At 64.9% G+C, this 13,952-nt stretch carries 15 protein-coding genes; 13 read left to right on the top strand and 2 right to left on the bottom strand.

The genetic code is table 11. The annotated features are described in order from the left end of the window. Positions 1–18 precede the first annotated feature (18 nt). The 3 genes from mtnA to ACSKB9_RS10245 all read left to right on the top strand — a co-directional run bounded on the left by mtnA (position 19) and on the right by ACSKB9_RS10245 (position 3,267). Positions 19–1,119, top strand: coding sequence for an S-methyl-5-thioribose-1-phosphate isomerase (gene mtnA, locus ACSKB9_RS10255; RefSeq protein ID WP_438072915.1), 1,101 nt, complete (start codon positions 19–21; stop codon positions 1,117–1,119). A 76-nt stretch (positions 1,120–1,195) separates the two neighbouring features. Then, entirely contained in the window at positions 1,196–1,738 is a 543-nt protein-coding gene (locus ACSKB9_RS10250; RefSeq protein ID WP_438072913.1) for a tripartite tricarboxylate transporter TctB family protein, read from the top strand. Between the two features lie 17 nt (positions 1,739–1,755). Then, a complete protein-coding gene (locus tag ACSKB9_RS10245; RefSeq protein WP_038380818.1) occupies positions 1,756–3,267 on the top strand; it encodes a tripartite tricarboxylate transporter permease in 1,512 nt (503 codons plus the stop codon). Positions 3,268–3,324: 57 nt separating this feature from the next. Here ACSKB9_RS10245 and ACSKB9_RS10240 read toward each other — a convergent pair whose 3' ends face one another. Beyond that, positions 3,325–4,518, bottom strand: a complete 1,194-nt coding sequence (locus tag ACSKB9_RS10240; RefSeq protein ID WP_438072911.1) for a CaiB/BaiF CoA transferase family protein — start codon at positions 4,516–4,518, stop codon at positions 3,325–3,327. A gap of 14 nt (positions 4,519–4,532) precedes the next feature. Here ACSKB9_RS10240 and ACSKB9_RS10235 point away from each other — a divergent pair, with 14 nt between their 5' ends. The 9 genes from ACSKB9_RS10235 to ACSKB9_RS10195 all read left to right on the top strand — a co-directional run bounded on the left by ACSKB9_RS10235 (position 4,533) and on the right by ACSKB9_RS10195 (position 12,638). Beyond that, the gene (locus ACSKB9_RS10235; RefSeq protein WP_438072909.1) at positions 4,533–5,750 is read left to right on the top strand and encodes a lipopolysaccharide biosynthesis protein; all 1,218 of its coding nucleotides are present in this window, start codon (positions 4,533–4,535) and stop codon (positions 5,748–5,750) included. 8 nt (positions 5,751–5,758) lie between these two features. Beyond that, positions 5,759–6,370, top strand: a complete 612-nt coding sequence (locus tag ACSKB9_RS10230; RefSeq protein WP_438072907.1) for a hypothetical protein — start codon at positions 5,759–5,761, stop codon at positions 6,368–6,370. A 2-nt stretch (positions 6,371–6,372) separates the two neighbouring features. Beyond that, positions 6,373–8,211 (top strand): asparagine synthase (glutamine-hydrolyzing), encoded by a 1,839-nt coding sequence (gene asnB, locus ACSKB9_RS10225; protein ID WP_438072905.1) that lies wholly within the window; start codon positions 6,373–6,375, stop codon positions 8,209–8,211. Positions 8,212–8,214: 3 nt separating this feature from the next. Beyond that, positions 8,215–9,309, top strand: coding sequence for a glycosyltransferase family protein (locus ACSKB9_RS10220; RefSeq protein WP_438072903.1), 1,095 nt, complete (start codon positions 8,215–8,217; stop codon positions 9,307–9,309). A 147-nt stretch (positions 9,310–9,456) separates the two neighbouring features. Further along, positions 9,457–9,693 (top strand): hypothetical protein, encoded by a 237-nt coding sequence (locus ACSKB9_RS10215; protein ID WP_438072901.1) that lies wholly within the window; start codon positions 9,457–9,459, stop codon positions 9,691–9,693. After that, complete coding sequence (locus ACSKB9_RS10210) at positions 9,690–10,298, top strand: methyltransferase domain-containing protein (RefSeq protein ID WP_438072899.1); 609 nt, start codon at positions 9,690–9,692, stop codon at positions 10,296–10,298. Before ACSKB9_RS10215 ends, ACSKB9_RS10210 begins: the two co-directional genes overlap by 4 nt. Next, a complete protein-coding gene (locus ACSKB9_RS10205) occupies positions 10,295–10,864 on the top strand; it encodes an acyltransferase (protein ID WP_057020481.1) in 570 nt (189 codons plus the stop codon). The genes ACSKB9_RS10210 and ACSKB9_RS10205 overlap by 4 nt, the downstream gene beginning before the upstream one ends. After that, a complete protein-coding gene (locus tag ACSKB9_RS10200; protein ID WP_438072897.1) occupies positions 10,854–11,705 on the top strand; it encodes a class I SAM-dependent methyltransferase in 852 nt (283 codons plus the stop codon). The genes ACSKB9_RS10205 and ACSKB9_RS10200 overlap by 11 nt, the downstream gene beginning before the upstream one ends. A gap of 3 nt (positions 11,706–11,708) precedes the next feature. Beyond that, positions 11,709–12,638: an NAD-dependent epimerase/dehydratase family protein gene (locus ACSKB9_RS10195; protein WP_438072895.1), complete on the top strand. Its 930-nt coding sequence runs from the start codon at positions 11,709–11,711 to the stop codon at positions 12,636–12,638. Here the strand turns inward: ACSKB9_RS10195 and ACSKB9_RS10190 are convergent. Continuing rightward, positions 12,605–13,075: a hypothetical protein gene (locus ACSKB9_RS10190; RefSeq protein WP_438072894.1), complete on the bottom strand. Its 471-nt coding sequence runs from the start codon at positions 13,073–13,075 to the stop codon at positions 12,605–12,607. The genes ACSKB9_RS10195 and ACSKB9_RS10190 overlap by 34 nt on opposite strands. Between ACSKB9_RS10190 and ACSKB9_RS10185 the strand changes: the two genes are divergently transcribed. Then, positions 13,074–13,820, top strand: a complete 747-nt coding sequence (locus tag ACSKB9_RS10185; RefSeq protein ID WP_438072892.1) for a glycosyltransferase — start codon at positions 13,074–13,076, stop codon at positions 13,818–13,820. The two genes, ACSKB9_RS10190 and ACSKB9_RS10185, sit on opposite strands and share 2 nt — an antisense overlap. Positions 13,821–13,952: the final 132 nt, after the last annotated feature.

The following is a 13,952-nucleotide window of genomic DNA, read 5'->3' as shown; positions in this document are numbered from 1 at the left end:
ACGCGAAGGGCATAGGACATGAAAGTCGATGGACGACATTTTCGCAGCATCTGGCTCGAGCCCGACGGCTGGTCGGTCGGCGCGATCGATCAGCGCCGGCTGCCGCATGAATTCATCGTCGCCAAACTCACCACCGCGGACGAGGCCGGCGAGGCGATCCGCTCGATGCTGGTCCGCGGCGCGCCGCTAATCGGCGCCACCGCAGCCTATGGCATGGCGCTTGCGATGCGCGCCGATGCCTCCGACGCGGCGCTCGAACGCGCCGGCAGGATGTTGCTGGCGACCCGGCCGACCGCGGTCGATCTGAAATGGGCCGTTGACGAGATGCAGCGCGCGCTGGCGCCGCTCGCGGCTTCGGCCCGCGCCGAGGCGGCCTATGCCCGCGCGCGCGAGATCGCCGATGAGGACGTCGAGATCAACCGCGAGATCGGCCGTCACGGGTTCGGCCTGATCGAGACGATCGCCGCGACCAAGAAGGCGGGCGAGGCGGTGAACGTCCTTACGCATTGCAACGCCGGCTGGCTTGCAACCGTGGATTGGGGAACGGCGACATCGCCGATCTACCAGGCGCACGATCGCGGCATTCCGGTCCACGTCTGGGTCGACGAAACCCGGCCGCGCAATCAGGGCGCTTCGCTCACCGCCTGGGAACTCGGGCACCACGGCGTGCCGCACACCGTGATCCCCGACAACACCGGCGGACATCTGATGCAGCATCGCATGGTCGATCTCGCGATCGTCGGGACCGATCGCGTCGCCGCCAATGGCGACGTCTGCAACAAGATCGGGACCTATCTGAAAGCGCTCGCGGCCCACGACAACAGCGTGCCGTTCTATGTTGCGCTGCCGTCGCCGACCATCGACTTTAGTATCGATGACGGTGTCAGGCAGATTCCGATCGAGCAACGCGCGGCCGCCGAGGTGACGCACCTCACGGGACGCACGGCGGATGGCCGGATCGAGACCGTGCGCGTGGTTCCGGACGGCTCGTCGGTTGCCAATTTCGGCTTCGACGTCACGCCGGCGCGGCTGGTGACCGGATTGATCACCGAGCGCGGCGTTCTCAAGCCGGAGCGTGCTGCACTTGCGAGCGCCTTTCCCGAACGTTCCACCGTTTAACTGAAGGCTGCATTGACGGTGATTGCATCAGCACGCTATCCCAATCGTTGCCCTCGCAACCCAGACCGTCTCATCCATGTCCAATACCGAACTTGAGATCGTCGTCGACGATCCGACCGCACCTGAAGATAACTCGCCGGCGGTCGTCAGCACCGGCGTCGTCGACGTCGTCGTGTCGCTGCTTCTGCTTGCGCTCGCCGTGGTGCTCGGCTGGGACAATTGGCGCACCGGTGCGTCGTGGAACTCGACCGGGCCGCAGCCGGGCTATTTTCCGTTCTACCTCTCGGTCATCCTCGGCGGTGCGAGCCTTTATGGTCTCGGCGCCGCCTTTCTTTCGCGCCGGGAAGCCGCCGAGACCTTTGTCACCCGGGCCCAGCTTCGCCGGGTGATGGCGGTGTTCGTGCCGACGTTGCTGTTCTGCCTCGCCACCCAATATCTCGGCCTCTATGTCGCGAGCTTTCTCTTGATCGCTGGCTTCATGCGCCTCGTCGGCAAGATCGCGCTGTGGAAGTCGCTGCTCACCGCCTTCGTCTTCACCGCTGTGATGTTCATAACGTTCGACGTCGCGTTCGACGTCATCATGCCGAAGGGGCCGCTCGAAGCGGCTCTCGGCCGCTAGCGAACCGAGTTCGAACCATGGAAGCTTTCGGTCTCCTGCTGCACGGCTTTGCCGTCCTTTTGACGTGGAAGACGCTGCTGTTGATGATGGTCGGACTGGTGCTCGGCATCTTCGTCGGCGTGCTGCCCGGGCTTGGCGGCCCCAACGGCGTCGCGATACTGCTGCCGCTGACCTTCACGATGGATCCGACGTCCGCCATCGTGATGCTGTCGTGCATCTACTGGGGCGCGCTGTTCGGCGGCGCCATCACCTCGATCCTGTTCAACATCCCGGGCGAGGCCTGGTCGGTCGCAACCACCTTCGACGGTTATCCGATGGCGCAGCAGGGCAGGGCGGCCGAAGCGCTCACCGCGGCGTTCACCTCGTCCTTTGTCGGTTCGCTGGTCGCGGTGCTGCTGATCACCTTCCTGGCGCCGATGATCTCGTCGTTTGCGCTGAGGTTCGGCCCGCCGGAATTCTTCGCCGTCTATCTCCTGACCTTCTGTTCCTTCGTCGGCCTCGGCCGCGAGGCCAAGCACAAGACGGTCATCTCGATGTCGCTCGGGCTGCTGCTCGCTGGCGTCGGCATGGATACGGTGTCCGGGCAGCTGCGCATGACGTTCGGCTCCGCGGAGCTCCTGCGCGGCATCAACTTCCTCGTCGCGGTCATCGGCCTGTTCGGCATCAGCGAGATCCTGCTCACAATGGAGGAGCGCCTCGCGCTGCGCGGGCACGCCGCCGGCATCAGCCTGCGCGTCGTGCTCTCGGTGTGGAAGGATCTGCCGAAATACTGGGTGACGCTGCTGCGCTCGTCGGTGATCGGCTGCTGGCTCGGCATCACGCCGGGCGGCGCGATCGCGGCCTCCTTCATGGGCTACAACCTCGCCAAGCGCTTCGCCAAGGATCAGGAGAGCTTTGGCAAAGGCCGGATCGAGGGCGTGTTCGCGCCGGAGACCGCCGCGCATGCCTCGGGCACTTCGGCGCTGTTGCCGATGCTGGCGCTCGGCATTCCCGGCTCGGGGACCGCTGCGATCCTGCTCGGCGGCCTGATGGTGTGGGGCCTCAATCCCGGTCCGCTGCTGTTCGTCGAGCACAAGGATTTCGTCTGGGGCCTGATCGCTTCGATGTATCTCGGCAATGTCGTCGGCCTGGTGCTGGTGCTGACCACGGTGCCGATCTTCGCCTCGATCCTGCGCGTGCCGTTCGCGGCCGTAGCGCCGATGATCGTGGTGTCCTGCGCGATCGGCGCTTATGCGATCCAGAATGCGATGTTCGATATCTGGCTGATGCTGGGCTTCGGTGTCGTCGGCTACGTCTTCAAGAAGATCGGGATCCCGCTCGCGCCGTTCACCCTCGCATTGGTGCTCGGCAACCGCGCCGAGGATGCATTCCGCCTCTCGATGATCGGCTCCGGCGGCGACATGAAGGTGTTCTGGTCAAACGGCCTGGTCGGAACCATCACGACACTGGCGATCGTGCTGCTGTTCTGGCCGGTGATCGACAAGGCGTTCGTCGGGCTCGGACGAATGTTGCGGCCTGCACGGGCGTAGTCGCGGTCCGGGATTCTGGCGACCTCGAACCGCTAGGGCGTTGGTGGCTTGATACCGTCAAACCACCTTGCGCTGACGGAGCTCGGCGATCTCATCCTTGCCGAAGCCGAATTCGGCCAGCAGCTCCTCGGTCTGCTCGCCGAACTCCGGCGGGCGGGCGGCCATCCTGCTCGGCGTTCGCGACAGCGTCACCGGCTGGCTGACCAGCTGGATCTGCCGGTTCTCGTCATTGGGCACGTGCTGGGCCATGCCGAGATGCTTGACCTGGGCATCCTCGAACATCTGGTCGATCGAGTAGATCGGCCCGCACGGCACGCCGGCGGCGTTCAGCTCCTGCACCCAGGTCTCGGTCGATTTCTTCTCGGTCAGCGCGCCGATCCTGGCATTCAGCGCGTCGCGGTTCTTCGAGCGGGCCGGCGCGGTCGCGTAGTCGGGGTCGGTGATCAGCTCGGGCGCGCCGATCGCCTGTGCGCAACGCTCCCAGATCCGCCCGCCTGTCGTGGCGATGTTGATGTAACCGTCGGAGGTCTTGAACACGCCGGTCGGGATCGAGGTCGGATGGTCGTTGCCGGCCTGCTTGGCCACTTCCTTTTCCATCAGCCAGCGCGCCGCCTGGAAATCCAGCATGAAGATCTGGGCCTGCAGCAGCGAGGTCTGCACCCACTGGCCTTCGCCGGATACGTCACGTTCCAGCAGCGCCGTGAGGATGCCGATCGCACAGAACAGGCCCGCGGTCAGATCGGCGACGGGAATGCCGACCCGCATCGGTCCGCCGCCGGGCGCGCCGGTCACCGACATCAGCCCGCCCATGCCCTGGGCGATCTGATCGAAGCCCGGGCGCTTGTGATAGGGGCCGTCCTGGCCGAACCCGGAGATGCTGCCATAGACGATCCGCGGGTTGATCTTGCGGATGCTCTCGTAATCGATGCCGAGCTTGGCCTTGACGTCCGGCCGGAAGTTTTCGACCACGACATCAGCCTGTTCGGCCAGCCGCTTGAACACCTCGAGCCCCTTGGGGTCCTTCAGGTTCAGCGTCATGGCGCGCTTGTTGCGATGCAGGTTCTGGAAATCGGACCCGCCGCGCGGGCCGCCCGGCTGCTCGCCACCGCCGTCCTCCAGAAGCGCATCGATCTTGACGACATTGGCGCCCCAATCGGCGAGCTGGCGCACGCAGGTCGGCCCAGACCGGACCCGGGTCAAATCCAGCACGGTGAAACGGGACAGGGCTTGGGATGCGCGGGGGAAGGGCATTGAGACACCTCTTGTTGGGCGGGCTGCCCGGGGGCTTGAGCCCATCTGCCATAGACAATTTGGCAGGCCTTTCCAACTGTTACCCGGATCACAAACAGGGCCGGAAACAACCAGCCACGGTTCCGTGGAGATCGGCTCCTGCATTTGCCGCGGCCCTGGCCCGGACCCACGCCTCCCCGCCGTCCGCCAACCCTCGACAATCACCGCGCCGGCTGCTAGCCCGTCGCCATGCCGAATGGGGTTTTGCCCTTACGGAAGAGGCACTTGAGGCGTATCGGAGCGATGGACCGAAAGCGGGCATGGCGGTGAAAAAGGGTCCATCCCATCTGCTCGGTAACTCGGCGTGGAACGCGACCGCCTTCGCGGTCGCGGTGCTGCTCAATCTCGCGATCCTACCGTTCGTGATTTTCCGGCTCGGTCTCGCCGCGTTCGGTGTTGCGGGTCTGGTGACGGCCTGTGCCGCGCCGGCGCTGATGTTCAGCAATGCGCTTGGCCTTTCGACAGCGCGCGAGCTCGCGCAAAGGTTGGAACCGTCCGACCACGACCAGGCGCGGCGATTTTTCGGGACCGCTCTCGCGCTTGCCATCGTCCTTGGCGGCCTGATCGCGGCGTTGCTTGCCTTTGCCGGCGCGCCGCTGGCACGACGGGGATTCCACCTCGGCGGCCCGGCCGCCGAGGACCTCGGGCTCGCCTTCGCATTGGCCGGCGCCGGTTGGCTGTTCCAATGCCTGTTCGCCGTCTTCCTCTCGCTGTTCACGGCGCGCCAGGACTATCGGCGGATCGCGTCGATCAGCATCACGGGCACGGTGGTGACGACGATGTCGATGCTGCTGCTGATCCCCTACGCGCCGCGTGCCTCGACCTTCCTCGGCTGTCAGGCCTTGGGCTTTGCAACAAATCTCGTGATGGCGTTTGCCTGGTCGCGCCACGCCCTCAGTGACTGGCTGGCACGGCCGGCGCTCGATCGCGGTGCGCTGCGTGCGCTGGTCAAGCTTGGCGGTTGGCAGTTCGCGGCGCAAAGCGGCGCGCTGTTCGCCGGGCAGGCGGACCGCTATCTGCTCGGCGCGCTGCTGCAGCCGCAATTCGTCGGCTTCTACAGCGTCGCGCAGCGGCTGGAGGAGGCGGTCTATATCGGTGTGCTGAAGATCGGCGAGATCTTGTTCCCGTTCTTCAGCACCCTGCAGAGAGAGGATGACGATCGCAAGGTCGACCTCCTGCTTCGCTCGTCCTGATTCTCAATGTGCTTGCCGCGAGCGCGCTGGGCGGCCTGATCCCGGTCGCAGGCGCATTGCTGCATCGATGGACCGGCGCCGAGGTCGCCGCCGAGGCCCAACTGGTGCTGGTGGTACTCGCGATCAGCGGAATATTGGGGTCCAGCGCCAATGTGTTTGCGTTCTATCTGCTGTCGCAGGGGCGCTCCAGTTCCAACGCGCTGATCTCGCTCGTCACGGGCATCTTCACGCTGGCGACCAGCGCCGTCGCGTTGCCGTATTTCGGCTGGGAGGCGGCCGGTTGGAGCTCCTGCGTCGGGATGGTCGCCCAGATGGTGATCACCGTGCTGTTGCTGCGGCGAACCTTCCGCCTTTCAGGTATGTGGTCACGGATGTTGCATTTCGTATTGATTCCGCTCGGCACGGGAGTAGCCATCGCGCTGGCGCTGCGTTCGCAGCTCGGCCACGCGTCATTCGACCACGCGCCGTCATGGTGGTATGTGGTGTCGCTCTACGGCGTGTCGGCGGCGGCCATCTTTGTCGCCGCCGTTGCCGCGTCGCAGCTCGGTCCCTATCGCGCCGTGTGCTGGCGGGATCTCCGCGTCATCAGCAGTCGCTTCCTGCCCTTCAAGGCCATCTAGACATGTGCGGCATCGCAGGCATCGTCAATCTGCGCGGCGCTCCCGTGGAACCGGCCGACATCTCGCGGCTCACCAATTTGATCGCGCATCGCGGTCCGTTCGGCGAGGGCACCTGGTTCAATGCCAAGCGAAACGTCGCCTTCGGCCATCGCCGGCTCGCCATCATCGACCCCGGCGAGGGCGGCTATCAGCCGATGGTGTCGGGCGATGGCCGCCATGTGATCGTCTACAACGGCGAGATCTACAACTTCCTCGAATTGCGCCGCGAGCTCGAGGCGAAGGGCGCGGTTTTCCGCAGCCAGTCCGATACCGAAGTGATCCTTGCCGCCTGGCAGGCTTGGGGCGAGGACATGCTGCTGCGCTTCAACGGCATGTGGGCGCTGGCGATCTACGACACGGCCACGGATGATTTGTTCCTGGCGCGCGATCGCTTCGGCATCAAGCCGATGCTGTATGCGTTGTCATCCGAGCGCTTCGTGTTCGCGTCCGAGCAGCGCGCGCTGGCGCGCAGCGGGCTGGTCGAGACGTCGCTCGATGTCGACGTGGCGCGTCGGCTGTTGCTTGACCCGTTCGGGATCGAAGGCAGCGAGCGGACTCTGTTTGTGCAACTGCGCCGCCTGCAGGGCGGCCACTGCATGTGGTTGCGCCAGGGGCGTGTGCAGGTGCGCCGCTGGTGGCGAACCGTGGACCATCTGCCGGCAATCCCGGATACCGAGACCGCGCGCATCGAGCGCTTTCGCGACCTGTTTCAGGACTCCGTCGCGCTGCGGATGCGCAGCGACGTTCCGATCGGGACCTGCCTGTCCGGCGGCTTCGATTCGTCTGCGGTGATCTGCGCCATGGCGACCCATGAGAAGGCCGGCATGGGGCCGCGTGACTCCACGGCCTGGCGACACGCCTTTGTCGCAACCTTTCCCGGCGCCAGCAACGACGAGCGGCCGATGGCGGAGGAAGCGGCCGCGTGGGCCGAGGTGGCACCGAGCTTTCTCGAGATCGGGCGCTCCGACGCGCTCACCGACCTTGACCGCATCCTCGACGACAATGACGACGTCTATATCGGGCTGCCGAGCGCGCCGTGGTTGATCTATCGCGAGCTCCGGCGCCAGAACGTCACCGTGTCGCTGGACGGCCACGGCGCCGACGAATTGATGGGCGCCTACCTGCAGGAGGGACAGTCGGCCGCATTCCGGATCCGGAACGCAGCAGCCGCGCTCACCTCACGATCGCAGCTGGCGCAGCGCGGCATCGACTTCTTGCGCGCGCAGATGATCAGGCGCGAGGGGCACTACTTCCTGCGTGGAGGCGCTACGGCCGCGCCCGCGCCGCTGCCGCTGGTCGCCGAGGATGACGAATTGCCTGATACATGGGGCGCGTTGAACCGGCGCCTCTACCGCATGTTCCATTCGACCACGCTGCCCACCATCTTGCGCAATTTCGACCGGCTCTCGATGGCGCACGGGATCGAGGTCCGCATGCCGTTCATGGACTGGCGGCTGGTCACCTACACGATGGCGCTGCCGGAAACGAGCAAGTCGGCAGACGGCCTGACCAAGGTGGTGGCACGGCAGGCGATGGCGAACCTGATGCCCGAAAGCATCCGCACCGCGCGCCGCAAGGTAGGCTTCAACTCGCCGATGCCGGAATGGCTGAACGGGCCATTGGCGGGCTGGACGGCAGAGCTGCTCGAGCGGAATGTTCCAGCATTCGCCGAGTTCGTCGATGAAACGCCGCTTCGAAAGGCGGTCGGCCGCTTGACGGCGTCGCAGAGCTGGGATTGGAAGAGTGTCGGCCGGATCTGGCCTTATTTGAACATGAAATGGATGTTGGCAAGGTCCGCGTAACCAATGCGTCTGTTCCAGAATAGCGGTCTCTATCCGTCCTATTTGCCGAGGCTGAACCAGCTCGCGGCAAAGGCGTCAAGTTTCGACGCGCGCCGCGACGTGTTCCTGCATGATCGGTTTGGCGCCGCGCATTTTCTCAAGCCCGTGCTCGACGGCGCAGCTGAAGCCTTTTTCACGAATGGCGACGACGAAGTGCTGCAGCGCCAGTGGGCGCGTGAGCAGGGCATGAAGGAAGCGCCGACGCTCGAGGCCATTCTGCTTGCGCAGATCGAGCATCACAGAACCGAGGTGTTCTACAATCTCGATCCGGTGCGCTATCCGAGTGCGTTCGTCGCCAAGCTTCCCGGCTGTGTGAAGAAGACGCTGTGCTGGCGCGCCGCGCCTTCCGGAAATGCTGATCTCACCGCCTATGGCGCGGTGCTTGGAAACTTCCCCTCGATCCTCGAGGCGTGGCGCAGCAAGGGGTGCCGGGCGGAGCTCTTCTTTCCCGCGATCGACTCCGTCATGGAGCAGTACGGCCACGGCGAACGGCCGATCGACGTGGCGTTTGTCGGTGGATATTCGCGGCATCATAGCGCGCGGGGCAGGACGCTCGAACAGGTCGCAGCGCTGGCGGCTGATCGCAAGATCGTATTCTGCCTCGATGCGTCGCGGCTGACACGGCTTGCTGAAAGCGCGGTCGGTCGATTGCTGCCGCTGCGCAAGCACCGGCGCCCCGACGCCATCGCGCGAATCGCAAGGTTGCCGCTATTCGGCAGGGACCTCTACGAGCTGTTCGGATCGGCGAAGATCGTGCTCAATGGCGCGATCGACATGGCCGGCAACGATCGCGGCAATATGCGCTGCTTCGAGGCGATGGGCTGCGGGTCGCTGCTCGTATCGGATGCCGGCAACTATCCGCAAGGGATGCAGGACGGCGTCACGATGCGCACCTATGACGCTCCCGAGCGGGCCCTTGAGGCGATCTCAAGCGGCCTGCAGGATTGGCCTCGATGGGCCGCGATCGCCGCCTCCGGCAGGAGCCGCGTGCAGGAGACCTACAGCAAGGCCTCGCAATGGGCGCAGTTTATCGACCTCGTCGCGCGGATTGAGCCGTGATAGAGCGTTTTCGAGCGAAGTGGGCGCCGGTTCGCGCAGGGAAAATGCGTCAAAACAACAATCTGGAGCCCCGTTCCGATTCCATCGGAACGGAAAAGGCTCTAGACGGTGCACAGGGCCGGCCAGCGGGCGGGCGATCGGGCCGAGATGATGTCTGCAAGTGACTTGATCCATCAGCTGAAATGGGTGGCCGACGGGCTCGCCGTGCCGCTGTTCAGGCTGCGGCCGCGGCCGTTCGGCCCGGGCTATCAGACGGTCAAGCGCGATACCATCACCGCGGCCATCGATGCGGGCCTGCTTCAGGCAGGAAAGGAGCTTCCGCCGGGCTACGGCGTCGCCATGGACGAGCGCGTGGTGGATACCCCTGGGTCTATGCCCGATTGAACAATGTCGGCAAGATGCTGGACGCGGGATCGACCTTCAACCACGACTTCCTGCTGCAGCGTCCGCCGCTGCGCGGCGCGGACCTCACCATCATGACGCTGGCGCCGGAGAAGCGGTGCTATTGGCATGACGGCTATTCCTATGTGTTCGGCGATCTTCGCAACACGATGTTCGGCGATCAGGTCTTCGACACCGTCGCCAGCATTTCGACGATCGAGCACATCGGCCTCGACAATCAGATGCTGTACACGGGCGATCCGCGCGACGCTGAGACCGATCGCGACGGCTTCGTTCCGGCGGTGCGGGAGTTCAAGCGCATCCTCAAGCCCGGCGGGACCTGCCTGATCTCGGTGCCGTTCGGCAAGCGGGACAATCTCGGTTGGTATCAGGTGTTCGATCTCGCCATGATTGAGCGGATCATCGAGGCATTCGGCGCGACATCCCATCATGTCGATTATTTCGGCTATTCGCGGCAGGGCTGGTCGCGCCAGAGCGCCGAGGCGCTCGCCGACGCGACCGTTTTCGACATCCATACCGGCAAAGGGCAGGGCAATGACCTTGCGGCGTCGTCGCGCGCCGTCGCGTGCCTGCAGTTGACGGCATGAATGTCGATTACCTGATCCAGCGCCTGATCGGTCGCGCGACTTGCCGGCTGCAGCCGGACGCGGCGCTCGGCCGCTATGCCAGAATCAGGAATATCCGCGGCGATTCCGACAAGATCGTCGTGGGCCGCAATAGCCGCATTCTGGGTGAACTCCTGACCTTCGCGCATGGTGGCGAGATCAAGATCGGCGAATGGTGCTATGTCGGAGAAGGAACCCGGATCTGGTCGGCGGCGTCGATCGAGATCGGCAACCGCGTCCTGATCTCGCATTCGGCGAATGTCTTCGACAATCTCACGCACCCGCTGCGGGCGGCCGAGCGGCACAAACAGGTCCAGCAGATTTTCACCCGCGGGCATCCGAACGATATCTCGCTTGATGAGAGTCCGGTCAAAATCTGCGATGATGCCTGGATCGGCGCGAGTGCGATGGTCTTGCGCGGGGTGACGGTGGGCCAGGGCGCCATCGTCGCGGCCGGCGCGGTCGTGACCAGGGATGTCGCGGCGTTTTCGATCGTGGCGGGCAATCCGGCCGTATTGGTGAGGGAGCTTGGGCCCGATGAACGGTAAGCGCAAGTTTACCACCTGGGAGGATGCGGTGGTCTGGCTGCGCAATCAGCCGGACCAGCGCCAGCTTGTGCTCGATGCATTCTACGACGATCCGCTGGCCGAAGCTGCCGAACGCTATTTCCGGAGCTCCGAGTGGCGGGCGGTCGCTTCGCTGCTGGCCGACCGGTCCGGCACCGCGCTCGATGTCGGCGCCGGCCGCGGCATTGCGAGCTACGCGCTCGCCCGAACCGGCTTTGCCGTGACGGCGCTCGAGCCGGATCCCAGCGCGATCGTGGGAGCGGCGGCGATCCGCGATCTGGCAGGGCAGACGCAACTGCCGATCCGGGTGGTCGAAGAGTTTTCCGAGCGGCTGCCGTTCGCCGATGCGGCGTTCGATCTCGTCTTCGCCCGCGCCGTGCTGCACCACACGCGCGATCTCGAGGGCGCATGCCGGGAGATGTTTCGCGTGCTGCGGCCCGGTGGCATGCTGATCGCCGCGCGCGAGCATGTCATCAGCAAGGAGACGGACCTTCCCCAGTTCCTCGCGCAGCATCCGTTGCATCATCTCTACGGGGGCGAGCATGCCTTCCTGCTCGATCGCTACACCGGCGCGCTGACCGCCGCAGGCTTTTCCGCGATCGACACGCTGGCGCCGCTGCAAAGCCCGATCAACCTGTTTCCCTATACGCTGGAGACCCTGAAATCGGCGATCGTGACCAGGTTGACGCAAAAGGTTCCGGTGGCGCCGCTGTGGCGAACCGCGTTTGCGTCACGCCTTGTGTTCGGCTCGCTGCTGTCGATGGCCGAACGTTTCGACAATCGACCGGGCCGGCTCTACTCCTTTGTCTGTCACAAGGCCTGAGCGATGATCGTCTGGGTCACAGGCGCGAATGGGTTCATCGGCCGCCATCTTGTGCATCAGCTGGCGGGAGCGGGCCATGCGGTGCACGGCGTCGGGCACGGCGCACTCGATGCAGCGGAATCGCGGCGGCTTGGTTTGCAGAGCTGGATCAACGGTGAAATCGACGCGGCCAATCTCAACGCGCTCGCCGCCGCGCACGGGCTACCGGCGCAGATCTTTCATCTGGCCGGCGGATCGTCGGTCGGCATCTCGATCGAGCGGCCGTTCGAGGACTTTTCGCGCACCGTGGCGAGCACCGCGCGGCTGCTCGAATGGCTGCGCGGATCCGCGCCGAACTGCGCCGTGATCGCGGCGTCAAGTGCGGCCGTCTATGGAGCCGACCATGTCGGCCCGATCGCTGAAAGCGCGATCGCAACTCCGATGTCGCCCTACGGGCAGCACAAGTTGATGATGGAGCAATTGTGCGGGAGCTACGCGCAGTCGTTTGGCATCCGCTGCGCGATCGTGCGGCTGTTCTCGGTCTATGGCCCCAATTTGCGCAAGCAGCTGCTCTGGGACATCTGCTCGCGGCTGGCGGCCAAGGAGCAGGTGCTCACGCTTGGCGGGACGGGCAACGAAATCCGCGACTGGACCGACGTGCGTGATGTCGCAAGGCTGCTCGCAAGCGTCGCAGCACCGTCGTCGCAGGCGGCTTTCCGGGTCATCAATGGCGGGTCGGGCCGCGGGACCAGCGTTGCCGAGATCGCGGCCGGTCTCATCCGGCAGTGGGGCGGCAATACCGTTGTGCGGCACTCGGGCGTAAGCCGGCCCGGCGATCCCCTGAGCCTGTTGGCCGACGATGCCGTGCTGCGCCAGATCGGGTTCGATTGGCGCATTCCGCTCGATCGGGGCCTTGCCGATTACGTGGCCTGGTTCAAGGGGCAGGCTTCGTGACGCCCCGCCCATTGCGGTTCGCGTTCAGTCACATTTCGCGACGGCTTTGGGCCGGCGGCTACAATTATCAGCGCAATCTGTTTGCGGCGCTTGCCAGGTTTCTGCCCGGCGAATTTGTCCCGGTTGTCTTCGCCGGGAATCGGGCTGAGGGGAATGAGCTCGCGGAGCTTGCCGCGATACCGGGTGTCGAGGTCGTTCGATCGGAAGCGTTCGATGGACAGCCAGGCTTGGCCGCGGCACTCGGGCTTGGTCTGGATCGTGGCGCCGCGGCGGCGTTTCGAGGCGCCGGGATTGATGTCGTCGTCGAATTCGGCACGTTTCTTTGGTTGGCGGCTCGTGCATCCGGCAGTGGCATGGATTCCGGATCTGCAGCACCGCTCTCTGCCGCAACTGTTTCCAACGACGGCACGCTGGCGCCGCGAGCTTGGCTTCCGCATGCAAATCGCCTCAGGCCGAACCATCATGCTGAGCAGCGAGAGCGCGCTGCGTGATTTCAGGGCCTACTATCCAGGCGCAAGAAACAAGGTCTGCGTCGTTCGCTTCGCGACCCAGCCGCCGGCCGCGTTCCTGAACACGGACCCGGCCGAAGTGATCGGGGCATATGATCTGCCGGCGAACTATTTCTACCTGCCCAATCAGTTCTATCGCCACAAGAACCACCGGCTCGTCGTCGACGCCTTGACGATCCTGAAGGGGCGGGCGGTCGACGTGGTGATCTGTGCATCCGGCAGCAAGGAAGATCGGCGCGAGCCGGGCGATCATGATCTGGTCAACTCCGAGATCCAGAAGCGCGGCCTTGAAGCGCAGTTCCGCCACCTCGGCGTTATCCCGCTGCCGCATGTCTACGCGCTGCTGCGCGCTTCAACGGCGCTGATCAACCCATCGCGCTTCGAGGGCTGGAGCACCACCGTCGAGGAGGCGAAATCGTTTGGCGTTCCGATGATCCTGTCCGACATCGACGTGCATCGGGAGCAGACCGCGGGTAGCGCCCGCTATTTCGGCGTCGACGATCCGGTCGCGCTGGCGGACCACCTGATGCAGGCCGCGCAGGAAGCCCACGGACCCATCATTCGGAACGTCGTCCCGCACCAGGACGACAACGTCAGCGCGTTCGCAGCGAGTTTTGCGGCGACAATGCGACAGGCGGCAGGTCAGGATGTCGCTGAACCGATCGAAACATAGACGTTAAGTCAGCTCGCGCGAGCGCTCCTTCACCCGGTGAGGTTGACGTTCATCGCGTGAACGGGTTAGAGGTGAGCTCAGGCGCCGGATGGGATTTCAAGCCATAGCGGCTCGAATGCGTTTCCTGTCGCA

Source organism: Bradyrhizobium sp. BR 1433, assembly GCF_051547665.1.
Taxonomy (GTDB): domain Bacteria; phylum Pseudomonadota; class Alphaproteobacteria; order Rhizobiales; family Xanthobacteraceae; genus Bradyrhizobium; species Bradyrhizobium australafricanum.
Note: the sequence above shows the minus strand (reverse complement) of the source record. Positions and strands in the feature narration are given on the sequence as shown.